The sequence below is a fragment of the Candidatus Parakkermansia intestinigallinarum genome, from assembly GCF_944389695.1.
Taxonomy (GTDB): domain Bacteria; phylum Verrucomicrobiota; class Verrucomicrobiia; order Verrucomicrobiales; family Akkermansiaceae; genus Akkermansia; species Akkermansia intestinigallinarum.
Window position 1 is genome coordinate 12339 of record NZ_CALXNG010000025.1, and the last position, 16901, is coordinate 29239.

Consider the following 16901-nt stretch of genomic DNA (forward strand, 5'->3'; position numbering starts at 1 on the left):
TACCCGTGCCTCTGTTCGATTCGGCACCCCTCCCGTCGGCGGGCGCCGATGGGAGTGCACCATGCCGAAACGGCGGGCGCACCCGCTTTTTCAGCTCCTCCCGAACAAGGGGCACAACGCCTTGTTGCACGGAAACGCCCGACGCCATACCGCCCTTCCACCCATGCTCATTCTTCACAGCTCAGACTGGCACCTCGGCAATCGGCTGATGGATCACAATCGGCTCGACGAGTTTCGCGCCTTTTTCGACTGGCTGCTCGAGCTGATGAGCGAGCGGCGCCCCGACGTTCTGCTCATCTCGGGCGATGTCTTCGACAGCAGCACGCCCGGGGATCGGGCCCAAGGGCTGCTCTATGACTTCCTGAGCCGAGCGGACGCCACGGGCTGCCGCCGCATCATTCTCACCGCCGGCAATCACGACAGCGCCGCCCAGCTCAGCAAGGCCGCGCCGCTGCTGCCGCGCTACCACGCCACGGTCGTCGCCTCGCTGAACCGCGACGACCTGCTCGCCTGCCGACTGCCGCTCTGCGATGAAGGCGGCACGCGGCGTGCAACGCTCTACGCCGTGCCCTTTCTGCGCCCGGCCGATGTGGCTCTGCCCGTCTCGCCCGACGATCCTCGCGAGCTGCGCGAGACGGCCTACACCCGAGGCATTGCCGAGGTCTACGCCGCGCTGGCCCGCGACGCCCGCGAGCAGAAGAAGCTCTACGGCGGAGCGGCCATCGCCATGGGGCATCTGAGCGTGCTCGGCACCGAAATGACGGCTTCGACGCGCTGCCTCATCGGCACGCTCGAGAGTGTCGGCCGCGATATCTTCGAGCCGGTCTTCGACTACGTGGCTCTGGGGCACATCCACAAGCCCGCCGCCCCCGAAGAGGGGCGCATCCACTACTGCGGCAGCCCACTGGCCATGGGGCTTGACGAAGCCTCCTACCGCCACCGCCTGCTGTGGATCACGGTGGACGATGCCGGAGGCGTGGAGGTGGAGGCCGAGCCCGTGCCGGTCTTCACGCTGGCGGAGCAAGTGGAGCTCGCCGACCGACAGGGCTTTGAGGCGCTGGCGGAGCAGCTCCGGCGCCGAGCCCGCGAGGCCAATGCTGACTGCCGCCGAGGCAGCGATATCGTGCCGTCTCACCGGGTGCTGCTGCGCTACAGCGGCGGCGACCTGACGCAGAGCGAGCTGCTGGAGCGCGCGGAGGCGCTCCGCGAGGCCGCCGATCTCGAGCTGGTGCTGGCGCGTCGGTGCAGCGCAGAGACCGCCGAAGCGGACGCAGAGGATGAGCTGAAGCTCTCTCTCGCCGAGCTCACGCCCGAAGAGGTGCTCCGGCGCCGCATGGAGGAAACGGCGGGCACGGCGCCGCCGGATCCCGAGAGGCAGGAGCGCCTGCTGGAGCTGTTCCGCAGCTGCCTGCACGAGCTCGAGGCGCAGCGCAGCAGCAGGAGGGAGGCCAAACAGCGCCCCGCATCCGCCGCATCCGCCGCATCCGCCGCAACTGCCGCATCCGCCGACTTACCCGAATCCCCCGAATCCCCCGAATCCCCCGAATCCCCAGTCTCCGGCCTATCCTCCGACACATGAAACTGCTCCGACTCAGCTTCAGCAACCTCAACTCGCTGGCGGGCGACTTCTGCATCGACTTTGAGCACCCGCAGCTCGCCGATGCGGGCATCTTCATCATTGCCGGGCCGACGGGCTCGGGCAAGACGACGATTCTCGACGCCGTCACCTACGCTCTCTACGGTGAAACGTCGCGCCTCGGCAGTTTTTCGCAGACCCGCAATGAGCTCATGAGCCGCAGTGCGCAGAGTTGCAGCGCGGAGTTGCTGTTTGAGAAGGTCTGCGAGGGGCGGCGACGGCGTTTCCGCGTCTCCACCGCGCAGAAGCGGACGCGGCGTGCGAGCTCGGCGACGCCCTACGGCCCGGAGCAGCGGCGGCTGACGGAGATTCTCCCCGGCGGTGCGGAGGTGGTGCTCAGCGAAAAGAGCGGCGACGTCGACGAGCTCGTCGTTGAAATCTGCGGGCTGAGCTACGACGATTTCAGCCGCTGCATCATGCTGCCGCAGGGGAAGTTTCAGGATTTTCTGCGAGCCTCGGCCAAGGAGAGGGCGGAGAGTTTGATGTCCATCACGGGCACGGAGATTTATGCGGAGCTGGGCCTACACGTCCGCGCGCGGATGAAGGAGCTGAAGGACGAGCGGGCACGCTTCCGCTTTCTTCCGGTGCTCAGCGGGGAGGAGCGCAGCGAGGCGGAGCGGCTGCTGGCCGAGGCCGCGCAGCAGAAACGCGATGAGGAGGCGGCTCGGGCAACGGTCGAGCTGGAGCTCCGGGAGCAAGCGGCCTTCGAGAAGCTCTGCGCTGATGAGGCGGCGGCTCGCGCCCATCGCGACGAGCTTCGCCTCGCGGTTGAGCGCTTCCGGGTCTCGGGCGACGAGGCGCGCTGCGAGGCGGCTCTGCGCGCGCGGCGGGTGCAGCCGAGCGATCAGCGCTGCGCCGAGGCAGAGGCACGCTGCCGCCGCGAAGGGGAGGCGGCAGCGAAGCTCGAGGCGCTGAGCCCGTCCCTGGGGGAGAAGCGACGAGCGGCCGAAAATGTCGCGAACGATTGCGCCGTGCGTCTGCTCAACGAGAGTCTCCGCTTCGATGAGCGTGAGCAACGGGTTCGCGAGCGTCTGCAACCCCTCGAACAGGATTTGCAGCGCCAAGAGACGCTGCGGCAGGAGCGTCTCGCTCAGGCTCAGGCGCCCCGTCGGCGGCTGAAGGTGCTGCAAGGTGAGCAGGATGAGCTCCGGCGGCGGATAGCTCAGGCAGAGGCCTCGCGGGACGAAGCCGAGCGCGAGCTGCAGCAGCTCGGCGACGGCAGCGACTGGAGGGAGGCTCTTGTCGGCTGGGAGATTTCGCTCCGGTGCTGGGAGGATCGCATGCAGGGGGTGGCTCTGCTGCCGAGGGAGCTGAGCAGCGATGAGGCGCGGCGGCAAACGGCGGCTCTCGAGCATGAGCTGGGGCACTTGGCGGGCGGCGAGTCTCTCGCCGAAGCCAACGAGCGGCTCAGGCGCCTGCGCGAGCTTGTCGAGGCGGCGCAGGAGTCGGCGTCTCTCGCGAATAGGCTCAGCGAGCTTCGCCGCCGCAGCGAGGCGCTCGGCTCGCTCGGCGAGGCCGCGCAGCAGGAGGAGCGGAAGGCCGCGCAGCGCGTGCGGCAGGCCGAGCAGCACGCCGAGGCCGTCGGGCGGCTGGCATCGGTCGAAGAGCAGCTGAGGCGGCTGGCCGCCGATTTCCGGGCGGGGCGATACACGCACTGCCCCTGCTGCGGCTCGTCGATGCCGGGAGAAGAACCGCCGCCTCTGCCGCCCGATGCGTCGGAGACGGCGCAGGCTTGGCTGCGCGAGGCCCGCCGTGAGTACGAGGCCGCGGCTCTCAAGCTCCGCCGCGCCGAGCAGGAGCTTGCCGAGGCCCGCGGGGAAATTGCGGCGTCGGAGGCGCAGTTGCCCGCCCGCGAGGCGAAGGTGGCGGAGCTGCTGCGGCAACTGGGATGGGCGGAGCTGCCTGCGGATCCGGCGGCGCTCTGCCGGGATTTGGAGGTGCGCGTCGCGGCGATGCAGGAGCTCGAACGGCAGCGCGACGAGCTTCGGCGCCTGTTGCCGGCGCTCGAAGCACGCGAGGATTTCAGCAGGCGGCTCGCCGCGCACCGCAACATGGTTCCGGGCGCGGAGCCGCCGCATGAGCCGGCCGGGGCGCGGAGGCTCTACGAACAGGCGCGAGCTCGCTTGGTCGCTTGGGAAGCGGCGCAGCGGGTGCAACGCGAGCAGGCGGAGGCTCTCGCCGAGGCCCGCAAGCTCCTTTCGCTCAAGCAGACGGAGCTGATGCAGACGCAGCGCCTGCTCGACGGTGCGGACAAGGCGCTCGCCGAGGCGCAGGAGGCGTGCCGAGCGCTCGAGCAGAGGAGGCTGGACGAATGGGGCGCCGAGGGTGCCCGAGGGTCTCAGGCTCTGCTGACGACTTGGCGCGATGATCTTCGCTCGCTCGAGCGGGCGCTGAGCGAGGCGCAGAAGCGCGAGGCGGCGGCGCGGGCGGACGACGAGAAGACGGCAGCCCTGCTCAAGCAGCAGCAAGAGCGCCGTGCCGAGGCGGAGCTCGCCTGCCGCAAGGCCGAAGGCGAGTTCGCCGAGGCGCTGGCAGCGGTCGGCTTCGCCGACGAGGCGGCCTACCGAGCAGCGCTGCTGCCCGAGGCGCGTCTCGAGGAGCTGCTGGCGACGCGCAGCGAACTGAGCGACGGGCTGCGCGAGGCCGAACAGGCGCTGCAACACTGGAGCGCTCAGCTGGAGCCGCTGCGCCGACAGCGGGCTGCGGTGAATGCCGACGAACTGCGCGAGCAGCGCGATCAACTCGACGCACGGCTCCGCGAACTCGAGCCCCGCCTGCAGGAGCTCACGGGCAAGCTCAGCTACGATGATCGGCAGCGCGACGCGAACCGCGCGCTCGAGAGTGAGTTGGGCGAGCTGACGGAGCGCCTGCGCCTCTGGGAGGAGCTCTACGAGGCGATGGGCGGCACGGCGGATTCTTTCCGCGACTACGCGCAGGGCATTACGATGAAGATGCTGGTCTCTCTGGCCAACAGCCACCTGCGGCGGCTCCACGATCGCTACCTGCTGCTCTCCGATCCCGAGAAGCCGCTGGAGCTGAGTATCATCGACAGCTATCAGGACGACAAGCCGCGCTCCTGCAGCAATCTGTCGGGCGGCGAGAGTTTCATTGTGAGCCTCGCCCTGGCGCTCGGTCTTTCGCACATGGTGAGCGACGCGCAGCTCGATTCGCTCTTTCTCGATGAGGGCTTCGGCACGCTCGACGGCGAGACGCTCGAGCAGGTCATGGAGAGCTTGCAGAAGCTCAGTGCATCGGGTAAAATGGTGGGCGTCATCTCGCACGTCGAAAAACTCCGCGAGCGGATTCCTGCCGCCATCTGCGTCGTGCCGATGCGCCAGGGGCTCTCGACGCTCTCGGGCGAGGCCGTCGTGCTCGCCCGCCCGCCGCAGGGCTGAGGGCGCTCGCCTCCCCATCCTCCCCATCCTCCCCATCCTCTCCTTCATCTCCTTCCTCCGCCGCGTTTCCTCGTTCTTCGCCGCATTCCCGCATCGTTCCTCTCTCTCTTCCGCCTGATATGACAACTCCAAAGCGCATTTTTCTGGGCTGGCATCGCCCGGCCATCGAGCTCATCACCGAACGCCTGCTCGCCATCGCGCAAGGCGATCCGCAAAGCTTTCGCCGCATGGTCGTCCTCGTGCCGACGCGCGAGAGCGGGCGACGCCTCCGCGAGGCTCTGGCAGCCGCCTCTCCTCGCGGGGCTCTGCTGATGCCGAGCATCATGCAGCCTCATCAGCTTCTCGGGCTCGACGCAGCCTCCCTCGCCTCCCCTCTCGAATGTCTGGCCGCTTGGCTCGCCGAGCTTCGCTCCCCGGACGCCGCCGCTCGCTTCCAGCTGCTCTTCCCCGAACAAGCAGCCTTGGCAGAACTCGAAGAGGAGGCGGAGGCGGGCACGCGCGATGCGCTGGCGCATCGGCTCATGCACCTCTGCGACACGCTGAGCGATGAGCTGGTCGAGCCTCGGGACGTCGCGGCGCTCCTGCGGCGCGACCCTGCCGCCCTGCGCCGCTTCGGTCTCGACAGCGATGCGGGGCGGCAGCGCGTCGCCGAGCTGCTGCGCCTCGCCGATGCCGATGAAGAAACACGCTGGCAACAGCTGGCCGAGCTCGCGGGACAGGTCGAGGAGCGCCTGCACCGCTGGGGCTTCATCAGCCGCCGCGAGGCCCTCGCACACCGCTCGGCGGCGCACGCTCTGCCCGCCCGCACGCAGCGCATCGTGGCGGCCTGCCTGCCCCAGCTCTCACAAGCGGAGCGCGCCTGTCTCACGCAGCTTTGCGCCCGGCTCGACGGAGGCGTTGAAATCTGGGTGCACGCCCCCGAGGCCGAGCGAGGGCACTTCGACGAAGTCGGCTTGCCGACGGCAGATTGGGCTCTGCGCCCCCTTCCCGTCGACGACGAGCACTTGCACGTCGCGGCGAAGGGTGGGCAAATGGCGGCTCTGGCGCTGAGGCTCTTCGGCGGGCAAGCCTCGGCACAGTGTGCGCTCGGCGTCTGCGATTCGCAGTTTCTGCCGATTCTCAGTCTCTCCTTCGCCGAGAAAGGCTGGCCGCTCTACGACCCGCAGGGCCGCAGCGCCGCCGGCACCGACCTCCTCGAACTCGCGTCACGGCTCGTCGAGGTGCTGCGCCACCCGGATCAGGCAGCCCCTCTCGCAGCGCTGCTGCGCAACAGCGTGGCCATGCAGCTCTTCGGCATACGGCGGACAGAGGCCGTGACCGCCTGTCTCGAAGAGCTCATGAGCGAAAAATTCCCCGCTCGGGCGGATGCCCTTGAAGCCTACGCGCAGAACAAGGCCCGCAGCAAGGTTGACGACGCAACCGAGCGGGCCGCCGCCCCGGCAGGCGGCAAGGCGGCCGCTTTATCGACTCGGCAGCTCCTCGCTGCCTACATCCGCCGCATGCGGCAGTTCATCGCCGAGCTGCGCCAACCGGGCAGCAGCGCCGAGGCTCTGCTGCACCTCGCGGCGCGACTCACAAGCCTGAGTGCGGGCAGTTCTCCCTATCAGCGCGTCGGCACCGAGGCAGCGGCCTCTCTCGAACGGCTGGCACACTTCCTGGCGAGCTGCCCGGACGCGCCGAGCACCGCCGAGGCTCTGGACATGCTCTCTGAGGAGCAGAGCAGCATCCGCCTGCAACAGGAGCAGAGAAGCGAAGCCGCGCTCGACGCGCTCGGCTGGCTCGAACTCCCCTACGCCTCCGGCTCGCATCTGCTGCTCGCGGGGCTGCACGAGGGAGCCGTGCCGGAAGCCCTGCCCGACGACCCCCTCCTGACCGAACCGCTGCGGCAGCTCATCGGGGCGGACAGCCACAGCCGTCGCCTTGCCCGCGACAGCTACCTGCTGCTTGCCCTGCTGCACGCGCACCCGCAAACGGACATCATCGTCGCTCGCGCCAATGCCGACGGCGACCCCTGCACCCCCTCCTCGCTGCTGCTGCGCTGCCCGTCCGAGCCCCCCGAGCTGCTGACCGACCGCATCCGCAAGCTCTTCGTCAACCTCGACGCCGGTGAAGCTGAGCCGCTCTACGACGCCGGAGACTGGAGCTGGCACGCCCCCGAGCCAACCGCCGACGGCAGCGCCGGCGCCTCCGCAACCCATCCCGCAACCCATCCCGCTACCGCCCCCGCGACCGCCCTTCCGCTCAAGGCCGAACCCGGCGAGGGCAGCGCCTCGGGCCGCGCATTCTGGCCGATTCACATCCGCATCCCGCAACTGAGCGGAGAGCCCGCCGCACCGGTCGGCACCCCCGAGCGCTACAAACCGGAACATGCGGAAGCCGTGCCGCCCGAGCCCGTCACGCTGCTGGGCTCCCGCCTGCGCTCGCCCTGGGCCGACCCGCAGCGCAGCTTCTCCCCCAGCAGCATCAACGCCTTCCTGAAATGCCCGCTGCGCTTCTGGCTCAAGCGACTCCTCGGCGTCGACAAGTATGAAATCTATGACGAAGGCGTCAACAGCCTCGACGCTCTCACGCGCGGCACCCTCATCCACAGCGTGCTGGAAGACATCGGCAAAACTTACCCGGAGATGAGCGACGGCCTGAGCGTCGAGGAGATACGCGACAGGGCGCTGAATGGTCTGCACGCCGCCGTCGATGACTTTTTCTGCTCGCAACCGCCGCCCTCCGTCCGCCCCCTCTGCACGATTCTCGAGCGCCATCTCGGCGAGTTTGCTCGGATGCACTTCGAGAGCCTCAAGGCGGGCTGGATCGTCGAGGAGCCTGAAAAAGAGGTCTTCTGGGAGCCCGTTGAAGGAGTGAGTTTCCGCATGAGAGTTGACCGCATCGACCGCCATCCCGACGGCCGCCTCCGCATCATCGACTACAAAACCGGACCCGGCAAGCTGAAAAGGGACAAAGCCGACTTCTCCGACATCAAACACAACGAGGACTTCCACCGTTTCATGTCGCCTCTGCCGACCTTCGGCAAGGACAGTCAGGCGCTCACCGACATTCAGCTTCCGCTCTACGCCGCCTGGGCCGCCGATTTTTACAAGTCCGCCCCCGAGCTGATTGAGACCGGCTACTGCGTCTTTCCCCTCAGCTCGGAGAGCGTGCAATACGTCCCCTGCACGCAACGCAACGGGGTGCGCGAGGTCATCGAGTACGCCGTCAGCATGATGCGCGCCGGTGCCTGCCTCGTTCCGCGCGAACTCTGGGAAGGCGTGCGAGGCAACAACAACGACAAAAACAACAACGACGCGCTGCTCAGCATCGACCGCAACAAGGACCTGCGCGCCGTCTTCGGGCTGGCGCCTCTCCACGCAGCCTCGGGCGGCGCGGGTGGCCCCGAGGAGCTCTGACGCGCCCGTCGCTTCCGGCCTCCGCCCTCCCTCCATCCCATCCGCCGCGCTTCCGCCGCCCGCCTCATCGTCTCATCGTCTCATCGTCTCATCGTCTCATCGTCTCATCGTCTCATCGTCTCATCGTCTCATCGCCTCATCGCCTCATCGCCTCATCCGCCTCATCGCCTCATCGCCTCATCCGCCTCATCCGCTTCATCCGCCGCCACTTACCCTTCATCACCCTGTCCGTCGCCCAAACCCCGGCGACCAACCCAGCCTCTCCATCAACACCGCCATGACTCCGACCTTCGGAAGCTCCCCCCGGACAACACCGCACGCTCCCGCCCGCCGCGAGAGCGTCACCAGCATTCTCATCGCCGCCTCAGCCGGCACGGGCAAAACCTACCGCCTCGCCCAGCGATTTATCGCCCTGATGGCGCTGGGCGCCCCGCCGCTGAGCATGATTGCCCTCACCTTCACCCGCAAAGCCGCCGGAGAGTTCCTCGAGCGCATTCTCTGCCGCCTGGCCGAAGGCGCCGCCTCCGATGAGGGCGCCGAGAAGCTGGCGGACTCGGTGCGCGACTGCTGGTACGGCAACCCGGAAGAAGGCTTGGTGCCGCTCTGCAAGGAGGCCGATGAAAGTCTGCACCCCCTCACCCGCGCGCGCTTCCGCGAGCTGCTGCTGGAGTTCATCGAGGATCTCGACAAGCAGCACCTGACCACCATCGACAGCTTCTTCTACCGCATCGTCGCACTCAGCGGGCTCGAACTCGGCCTCCAGGAGCTGAGCATGGGCAACATGTCGCAACTTCAACGCGTCCGGCGAGAGGCCGGGCGTGAGATGCTGGCCGACATCAGCAGCAACATCGAACTGCAGGAGCTCAACGCGCTGTTGCTCGACGCCGGGCTCACCGGCCGCCAGCCTCTGCACGACGAACTCGATGCACTCATCAGCGATTACGGCCACATCTGCGAGCAAGCCGACCGCCCCGAGCTCTGGACCGCCTGGCAAAACGCCTTCGACATGCCCGACTTCAGCCGCTGCCCCGAGCTCGATTGGGAGTATTACGAGCAAGCTAAAGCCGAACTGCTGGAACACGCCGCCCACATCGAACGCAGCGCCGACATCAGAGACGGCGTCACGGAGCTGGCGCTCCAAGCCCTCGCAGCCATCAGAAAATCCGTCGCGACAAAAATCGACAAAGTTCTGAAGCCCGTCGACAAAGACAAAAAAGCCCCCCTCGGGGACGATCCGGCCGTCTGCCGCATACTCGGCATCCTCGAGCGCGTTCGCCGCGATCGCATCAACTGCTTCATCGGCGCCTGCCAGCGGCGCACGCTGTCCGTCTACCGCCTGCTGAGCCTCTACAGGCGCTACTACCTGCGTCTCGCGCGTCGGCAGGCCTGTTTCAGCTTCAACGACGTCACCCGCATGGTGCCCGCCGCTCTGGGAAGCGACGCCGCCCCCTCGCAGCTCGCCTACCGCCTCGACGGTGAGCTCAACCACTGGATGCTCGACGAGTTTCAGGATACCGCGCAGGAGCAATGGGAGTGCCTGAGCCGCCTGCTCGATGAGATTCTCACCGAGACGGGCGGCAACGACGAGCACCGCGCCGAACGCAGTCTCTTCGTCGTGGGCGACATCAAACAGGCCATCTACGGGTGGCGAGGGGCGGATGATTTGAGCTTCCGCCGCCTGCGGGCCGCCGATTCGCCGCTCTGCCGCATGAGCATGGCGAAGAGCTACCGCTCGTCGGCCGTCGTGCTCGACTTCGTCAACCGCATCTTCGGCTTCAATGACGAGGCCACGCGCCACACGGCCGCCCGCCGCCTCAGCGGCTACGTCCGCGTCAGCCGCTTCGGCAACCCGCGCGGCAAACAAACGCTCATCGACGACCCCGGCACTTACATCGACGCGGTTGAGAGCATTCTCGCGGAACTGCCCCTGAAACAAAAGCGGATGAGCGTCTGCATCCTGCTGCGCAGCAACGAGAAGGTTCGCGAGCTCACCGATGCCCTGCATCGACGCTGCCCCGAGCTCCCGGTGCGCTCGCTCAGCGACATCAAGGCGGCCTCGTCCTCGCCGCTGGGGCATGCGCTCCTCCACTTTTTCCGCTGGCTGAGGCACCCGAGCGATCCCTTTCACCGCAATATGCTGCGCTGCTCACCGCTCGGGCCTCTGCTGGAGGGTGTCGGCGGCGATTGGCAGAGCTGGCGCCGTCGCTTTGAGCAACAGGGCTGCGCCGCCGTCACCGAGCGCATCAGACAATGGCTTGAGAACGCGCGCCGCAACGGCCGCCCCCTGCTGACGGACTACCTGCGCCGCAGCATGCAAATCTGGACGGAACAGGCACTCGCCTTCGATGCGACCGGCGGCGACCTCGCCGCGTGGCTCGATCACATGGAGTCTCTGACGCTCAAGGAAAACCCGCCCAAAAACTGCATCCACGTGATGACGATGCACAAGAGCAAAGGGCTCGAGTACGACGTCGTCATCCTGCCGCTGACCACACCGAAGAACAGCGGTCCCAAGGTCCTGACCCTGCGCGACGGGCAGGGCGGCATCAGCGGCGTCTTTCTGCCGCCCCCGAACAAGGATCAGCGCGAGCTCATTTCCGCGCTGAGCACCGCTCTTGCCGCCGATGCGGAGACGAAGGCCGCGGAGACGCGCAATCTGCTCTACGTGGCGCTCACGCGCGCCGCGCGAGCGCTCTACATCCCCATCGCCCGCAACAGCATCATCGCGGGCAGCATGAGCCAAATCATCAACGAAGCCCTCGCGGAAGACATGAGCGCAGCCGCGGTGCGCGTGGCCTATGAAAGCGGCGATCGCCGTTGGTACGACGAACTCGACGAGCTCGCCGCAGCAGCGGCCGAGCCTCCCGCCGCCGTCCCCCTGCCGCCGCCCGATACCCGTCGCCGCCGCGTCAGTCCCTCGTCGCTCAGCGGCGCCGACGAAGAAGCCGCGTATGCCGAGGAGGGCCGGGAGTCCGGGGAGACTTGGGAGTCCGGCAAAGCCGACGACCTCGCGCAGCAGGCGGAGCTCAGCATCGGGCAGGCGGAGCGCCGCGCCGAGGCTCTGGCCTTCGGCACGGCCGTGCATGCTCTCTTGGAATCCGTCGAATGGCTCGACGAGCAAAACCCGCCCGCTTGGTACCTCAGCCCCGCCACGGCGGCTGAAAAGCTTGTCTCGCAGGCTTTGCACGACCCGGCGCTGCGTGCGTTCTTCACGCGGCGCGACGGCGTCGAGGTCTGCAACGAGCAAGCGCTGGAAGCCGTGACGGAAAGCGAGTGGACCTCGGCCGTGATCGACCGTCTCATGCTCTACCCCGCCGAGGGGAGAGCCGAGATTCTCGACTACAAAACGACGAGGAGCCATGATGACCTCAGCGAGCACTATCGGCCGCAGATGCAAGCCTACCGCCGACTCAGCTCCCGCGCCATCGGGCTGAGCGAAGCGTCGATCGGCGTCACCCTCGTGCAGCTCAACCTCGACGGCAGCGTGCACCTGCATCGCTACGGCGACGATGAGCTGCGATGAAGCCCGCCCCGAAGGAGCCTGAGACCGATGAAGGGCAAGACGGTGAGCTGCAAGGAGCTGAACGCACGCGAAGCGGAGGGAAGCGGAGGGAAGCGGAGGGAAGCGGAGGGAAGCGGGAGGGCGAGGGGTGGCGCGACCCGGCATCCGGATTCGCCGCAGGATTCTCACAAGATTTTGCATCGGAGCGGCATTTCCTGCTTGCAGAACCGATGCCCCTGTGCTATACCTATACCGTACCCTCGCACACTGACATGAGAACACATTTACACAAAGCTACACGTCGCGGTTTCACGCTCATCGAGCTCATGGTGGTTATCGCCATTCTGATGTCGCTCATGGGCATCTCCGCCTACGTCATCCTGTCGCACAAGAACGACGGCGATATCGCCAAGACCAAGAGCAACATCAAACAGCTCGGCACCGCTCTCGACGAGTTCAAGGACAAGAACGGCGGCTACCCCAGCGACAAGACCGCTGAGTCCATCGAAGAGAAGATGAGGGACGAAGGCCACGGCGACCTCACGGGCGACGATTCCAACGCCTACCTCCGCCAGCTCTTCGCCTCGCGCAAGGCTCCCCTCGAGGATGAGAAGCTCTTTTACGCCTACACCACCATGGGCATCTGCACCGAAGTCGAGTCGACGAAGCTCGGCCCCGATGAAACGCTCAAGGCCGGTGAGAACGGCTTCTCCTATGTGCTCTACGTCGACGGCAGCGAGCGCAAACCCGTCATCAAGGGCGAGGCTCTTCTGATTGCCTCGACGGGCGACGGCAAGATCAACAGCGGTGACAAGGTGCTCTTCGACGCTGAGTCCTACAAGGGCGAGGCCGTCGTCTACCGCGCCGGCAACGGCAATGTCGACACGCTCACCCTCTCCGCCGATCCCAACGACAAAGCCATCGGTGAGGTGGACGATCCGGCCAGCCTCTTCCCCGGCAAGCGCAAGCGCGAGCCCAAGGACTTCATCGTGCTGCCTCCGCTGGAGGGCTGAAGCCTCTCTCCGACAGTTAGGTTCACCAACAAAGCGCACCGACCGAAGGGTCGGTGCGCTTTGTTGCTTTGCGGATGTCGATCGCCCTTCGGCGCGGCGGCTCGATCGCCCTCCGGCGAGGAGGCGGAGGCCATCTCACTGCAGCTCCGCGCTCAGGCGTTCAAGCGTTCAAGCGCTCACGCTGCGGCAGAACGCCTCCAGATCCTCCGTGCAGCCGCAGACCTCAGCCAAGCGGCGAATGACGGCCTCAATCACGTTGGCCGGGCAGGAGGCCCCGGCCGTCAGCCCGATGCGGCAGGGCGTCTCCGGGTGGCTGACGGCCTCGGGCAGCGGCACGACGCGCTCCTCGCGAGCGTCCGCATTCCATGCGCGGCAGAGCCCGCCGCCGATGAGACAGTCGGCATCGCGGACGAAAAAGGTCGGCACGCGGCGCGAGGCGATCTGCGCGAGGTGCGTCGTGTTGGAGCTGTTGTAGCCGCCCACGATGAGCATCGCATCCAAGGGAGCCTCCAGCAGCGCGTAGAGCGCATTCTGGCGGTCTTGAGTCGCCCCGCAAATCGTATCGAAGGCGTGGAAGCGCGCCTCCGAGCCATCGCGCTCCGCCACCGCCTCGCGCAGCATCTGCTGAATGCGCGCCGTCTCATCCTTGAGCATCGTCGTCTGATTCGCCATGCCGATCTCGCACAAATCGCGCCCGGGCTCAAAGCCCCGAGAGCAGCAGTGGCTGAAGCGCGAGAGAAAAGCCTCGGCGCTGATGCGCCCGCGGATGAAATCGGCCACGAAGCGGGCATCCTCCTCGCTGTAAATGATCAGGTAGTGCCCCTTGCCGTCGTCGCCCAGCGAGTGAGAAGCCGTGGCGAGGCTCTCTTCGTGCTGAGCCTTGCCGTGAATGATGCTCGTAATACCGAGGCGCGCGTAGCGGCGCACGCGGTTCCAGACCATCACCACATTCCCGCAAGTCGTATCCACCAGCTGCACCCCCTTCTCCTGAAGCATGCGCCACATGGCAACCGGCAGGCCGAAAGCCGGAATAATGACCACGTCATCGGGCGTGAGAGCCTCATAGGCCGCCGCCGACATATCCCAAGGCAGGTGCAGCAGCCCCATGGCATCGAGACGCGCATTCACCTCGGGGTTGTGGATAATCTCGCCGATCAGCCAAACGCGCTTGCCCGCAAACATGCGGCAGGCGGCATGGGCAATCTCGATCGCGCGCCGCACCCCGTCGCAGAAGCCGAACTGCGCGGCCAAGTGCAGGTGCAGCTTCGGGAGACGCAGCACCGCTCCCGGCAAGCCGTGAATCGCCTCCACAAGCGGGCTCTGATACTGACTCACCTCGCCGCGAATCTTCTCCAGCACATCGGCGCGGCGCACATTGACGGGTTTGCGAGGGCGTTCACTCATAGCGACATTCTGCCCGCCCGAGAGCCGCACGTCAAGCGTTATCTGAGTCACGGCAGGCCCCCGAACCTCGGCGAGCCCCCGAGCCACGACGCCCTCCCCGAACCACAGCGCCCCCGAGCAACGACGCCCCCTCGAGCGACAGCGAGCCTCTGACTCAGAGGAGCTCCGAGTCAGAGGCTCGCTGCGCCGAAGAGCCGGACACGTCCCTCAGAGATTGCGACGGAGAGCGTCACACGGCCCTCAGTGCGTCGGCAAGCCCAGCGACTCGTAGGCCAGCATCTGGCAGCCCCGCAAATCCATCTTGCCGGACGTGAGCATGGGAATGAGCTCGACGGGGATAATCTCGCGCGGCGCCCAGAGACGGGGCAGACCCTGCTCCGCCAAATGAGCGCGAATCGCGTCGAGCGCCTGCGTGAGGTTGCTGTGGTGCACGGCCGAGAGCAGCACGAGCGCCTCGCCCTTCTGCTCATCGGGCACGCCCACCACGGCCACGGCGCGGCCTTGGAGGTCCTCGGGCTTCTCGACAAACTCCTCAATGGCGCTCTCGACCACCTCGTGCGGCACCATCTCGCCGCCGATCTTCGAGAAGCGCGAGCGGCGCCCCGCCAGCGTCAGGAAGCCGTTGAGGTCGACCGAGCCGAGATCGCCCGACTTGAACCACCCGTCGCGGAAAATCTTCTCATTGAGCTCCGGGCGCCCGACATAGCCCTTGAACACATTGGAGCCGCGGAACCAAATCATCCCCTGCTCCGAAAGAGACAGCCGCACCTCGTCATCATCGGGATCCGTGATGCGAACCGCCAGACCCGGCAGCACATGGCCGATAGAGCCGAACTTGTAGCCCGGCACATAATACGGCTGCTTCTCCGTTCCGCTCGTCATCCGCACATTCGTGCCGCAGACGGGAGCCGTCTCCGTCAGGCCGTAGCCCTCCAGCAACAGCACCCCGCACTTCTCCATGAACTCGTCGGAGAGAGACTTCTGCAGCTTCTCGGCCCCGACGATGAAGTAGCGCACGCTGTCGTAGCTGTGGGCGTGTGCGCGGCGCAGCATGCTGCGCGCAAAGGTCGGCGTCGTCACCACCAAGCAGCACTCGTACTTCTCAATCAGCTCATTGAGCTTCTTCGCCTCCAAGGGCGAGGGATACGTCACCATCGAGAAGCCGTAAATCGGCGGCAGGAAGGTGCTAACCGTCAGACCGAAACTGTGGAAGATGGGCAGGCTGCACAGGAAGGCGGCGTGCGCGGGCAAATCCACCTTGCTGAGCAACTGTGTCGCATTGGCCACCACCATGCGGTGCGTCAGGCTCACCCCCTTCGGCTCGCCCGATGAGCCAGAGGTGAAGAGCAGGGCCGCCTCGTCATCCCCGCTGCGGGCGTCAAGCTCGAAGGTCTTGGCAACCAGCGGCATGGGAGCAAAGCGCGCAAAGAAGACCCACGAGGCGATCTTCGCCATGCCGATTCCCTTGAGGGCGCGATCGAGGTGAATAATCTGCTCATCCGGCGGCCAGGGGAACTGCGGCAACTTGCTCATGAAGGCCCGCGCCGAAATAAAGCGGCGGATACCGCTCTGGCGCACAATGCTGCGGAAGGCGCCCTCCGAGGAGGTGTAGTTGATGTTGACCGGCACTATTCCGGCCAGCAGGCAGGCGTAATTGGCAATCATCCCGCCCTTGCCGGGCGGCAGCAGAATGCCGAGCCGCGGCTCCGCCACCTCTTTTTTGAGGTAGCGGGCGAAGGCCATGGCCACGCCGAGCATCTTGTAGTAGGGCAGGCGCGTATCGTCCAGACCGTCGATCAGCTCCGCCTTCGGGTAGGCGCGAATGCCCTCCACCAACAGGCGTGCGAGCGACCTCTGCAGGATGGGCTGCTCGTCATAGGCCTGCGAAGCCGCCAGCAGCCAAGCCTCGAGAGCGCGATCGCCCGTCAGCGGCCCCGAAGCCAGCTTCGGGCAAATCGTCACCACGGCTTCGTCATAATCGCCGGGATCGGAGGTGAAGGTACGCAGCGCACTGTCGCGGAAGAAGCTGACGCAGACGGGGATGGGAGAGATGTGCAGAGCCGCCAGCTGCATCATGAAGGGCATCGGCACGTCGGCGATGCAGCCCTGAATACTCACGGGGCGCCCCGGCACGAAGAGCACGCTGAAGCCCTCCGCCATCAGGCCGAGCAACTTCTCGCGCAGCTCGCGCACGTTGCTCTTGCGGAAGTTGAACGAAAGCACGCGACGCCCCTTCGCCTGCACCGCTTCGAGCACCTCAGGGTCGGGCAACAGCACCTCTTCAACCATGAACGCCAACCGAGAAGGCCCGCCCAACAGTTCATCCAACGCGCGAAGGGTGGGCAAATCCAAGCGATTCGGCAGATAAAATCCCGGCAGAGAACCCACATTCTCTCTGCCCGTAATGCGTACGCGACTCATAGTCCCCCTATGTAGCACAAAACGAGGCTCATGTCAAACAGATAAGCTCACAGATCAGGGCAGACGCATTAGAAATCACCTTGACACAGGAACTATGTTATATATTGATCACTGATCATTTTCTTCAGGAGG

7 protein-coding genes are annotated in these 16901 nt (G+C 66.4%); 5 read left to right on the forward strand and 2 right to left on the reverse strand.

Going from position 1 to position 16901, the window contains the following annotated elements; all coding sequences use genetic code 11:
* The first annotated feature begins 163 nt into the window (after nt 1-163).
* From sbcD to AC6UAL_RS07535, 5 genes are all read left to right on the forward strand, one after another.
* A complete protein-coding gene (sbcD, locus tag AC6UAL_RS07515) occupies nt 164-1579 on the forward strand; it encodes an exonuclease subunit SbcD (protein ID WP_500682760.1) in 1416 nt (471 codons plus the stop codon).
* Nucleotides 1576-5031: an AAA family ATPase gene (locus AC6UAL_RS07520; RefSeq protein WP_500682761.1), complete on the forward strand. Its 3456-nt coding sequence runs from the start codon at nt 1576-1578 to the stop codon at nt 5029-5031. Before sbcD ends, AC6UAL_RS07520 begins: the two co-directional genes overlap by 4 nt.
* 119 nt (nt 5032-5150) lie before the next feature.
* Complete coding sequence (locus AC6UAL_RS07525; RefSeq protein WP_500682762.1) at nt 5151-8429, forward strand: PD-(D/E)XK nuclease family protein; 3279 nt, start codon at nt 5151-5153, stop codon at nt 8427-8429.
* Between the two features lie 277 nt (nt 8430-8706).
* On the forward strand, nt 8707-11952 hold the full coding sequence (locus AC6UAL_RS07530; protein WP_500682763.1) for a UvrD-helicase domain-containing protein: 3246 nt from the start codon (nt 8707-8709) through the stop codon (nt 11950-11952).
* Nucleotides 11953-12203: 251 nt separating this feature from the next.
* Nucleotides 12204-12944: a type II secretion system protein gene (locus AC6UAL_RS07535; protein WP_500682764.1), complete on the forward strand. Its 741-nt coding sequence runs from the start codon at nt 12204-12206 to the stop codon at nt 12942-12944.
* Nucleotides 12945-13112: 168 nt separating this feature from the next.
* Here the strand turns inward: AC6UAL_RS07535 and ispH are convergent, their stop codons facing one another.
* Entirely contained in the window at nt 13113-14348 is a 1236-nt protein-coding gene (gene ispH, locus AC6UAL_RS07540; protein ID WP_500682765.1) for a 4-hydroxy-3-methylbut-2-enyl diphosphate reductase, read from the reverse strand.
* Between the two features lie 240 nt (nt 14349-14588).
* Complete coding sequence (locus AC6UAL_RS07545; RefSeq protein ID WP_500682766.1) at nt 14589-16769, reverse strand: AMP-binding protein; 2181 nt, start codon at nt 16767-16769, stop codon at nt 14589-14591.
* Nucleotides 16770-16901 lie beyond the last annotated feature (132 nt).

What these genes read in the sequence shown, in the direction of transcription:
- sbcD (WP_500682760.1), top strand. Translation starts at nt 164, where the DNA reads ATGCTCATTCTTCACAGCTCAGACTGGCACCTCGGCAATCGGCTGATG.
- AC6UAL_RS07520 (WP_500682761.1), top strand. Translation starts at nt 1,576, where the DNA reads ATGAAACTGCTCCGACTCAGCTTCAGCAACCTCAACTCGCTGGCGGGC.
- AC6UAL_RS07525 (WP_500682762.1), top strand. Translation starts at nt 5,151, where the DNA reads ATGACAACTCCAAAGCGCATTTTTCTGGGCTGGCATCGCCCGGCCATC.
- AC6UAL_RS07530 (WP_500682763.1), top strand. Translation starts at nt 8,707, where the DNA reads ATGACTCCGACCTTCGGAAGCTCCCCCCGGACAACACCGCACGCTCCC.
- AC6UAL_RS07535 (WP_500682764.1), top strand. Translation starts at nt 12,204, where the DNA reads ATGAGAACACATTTACACAAAGCTACACGTCGCGGTTTCACGCTCATC.
- ispH (WP_500682765.1), bottom strand. Translation starts at nt 14,348, where the DNA reads ATGAGTGAACGCCCTCGCAAACCCGTCAATGTGCGCCGCGCCGATGTG.
- AC6UAL_RS07545 (WP_500682766.1), bottom strand. Translation starts at nt 16,769, where the DNA reads ATGAGTCGCGTACGCATTACGGGCAGAGAGAATGTGGGTTCTCTGCCG.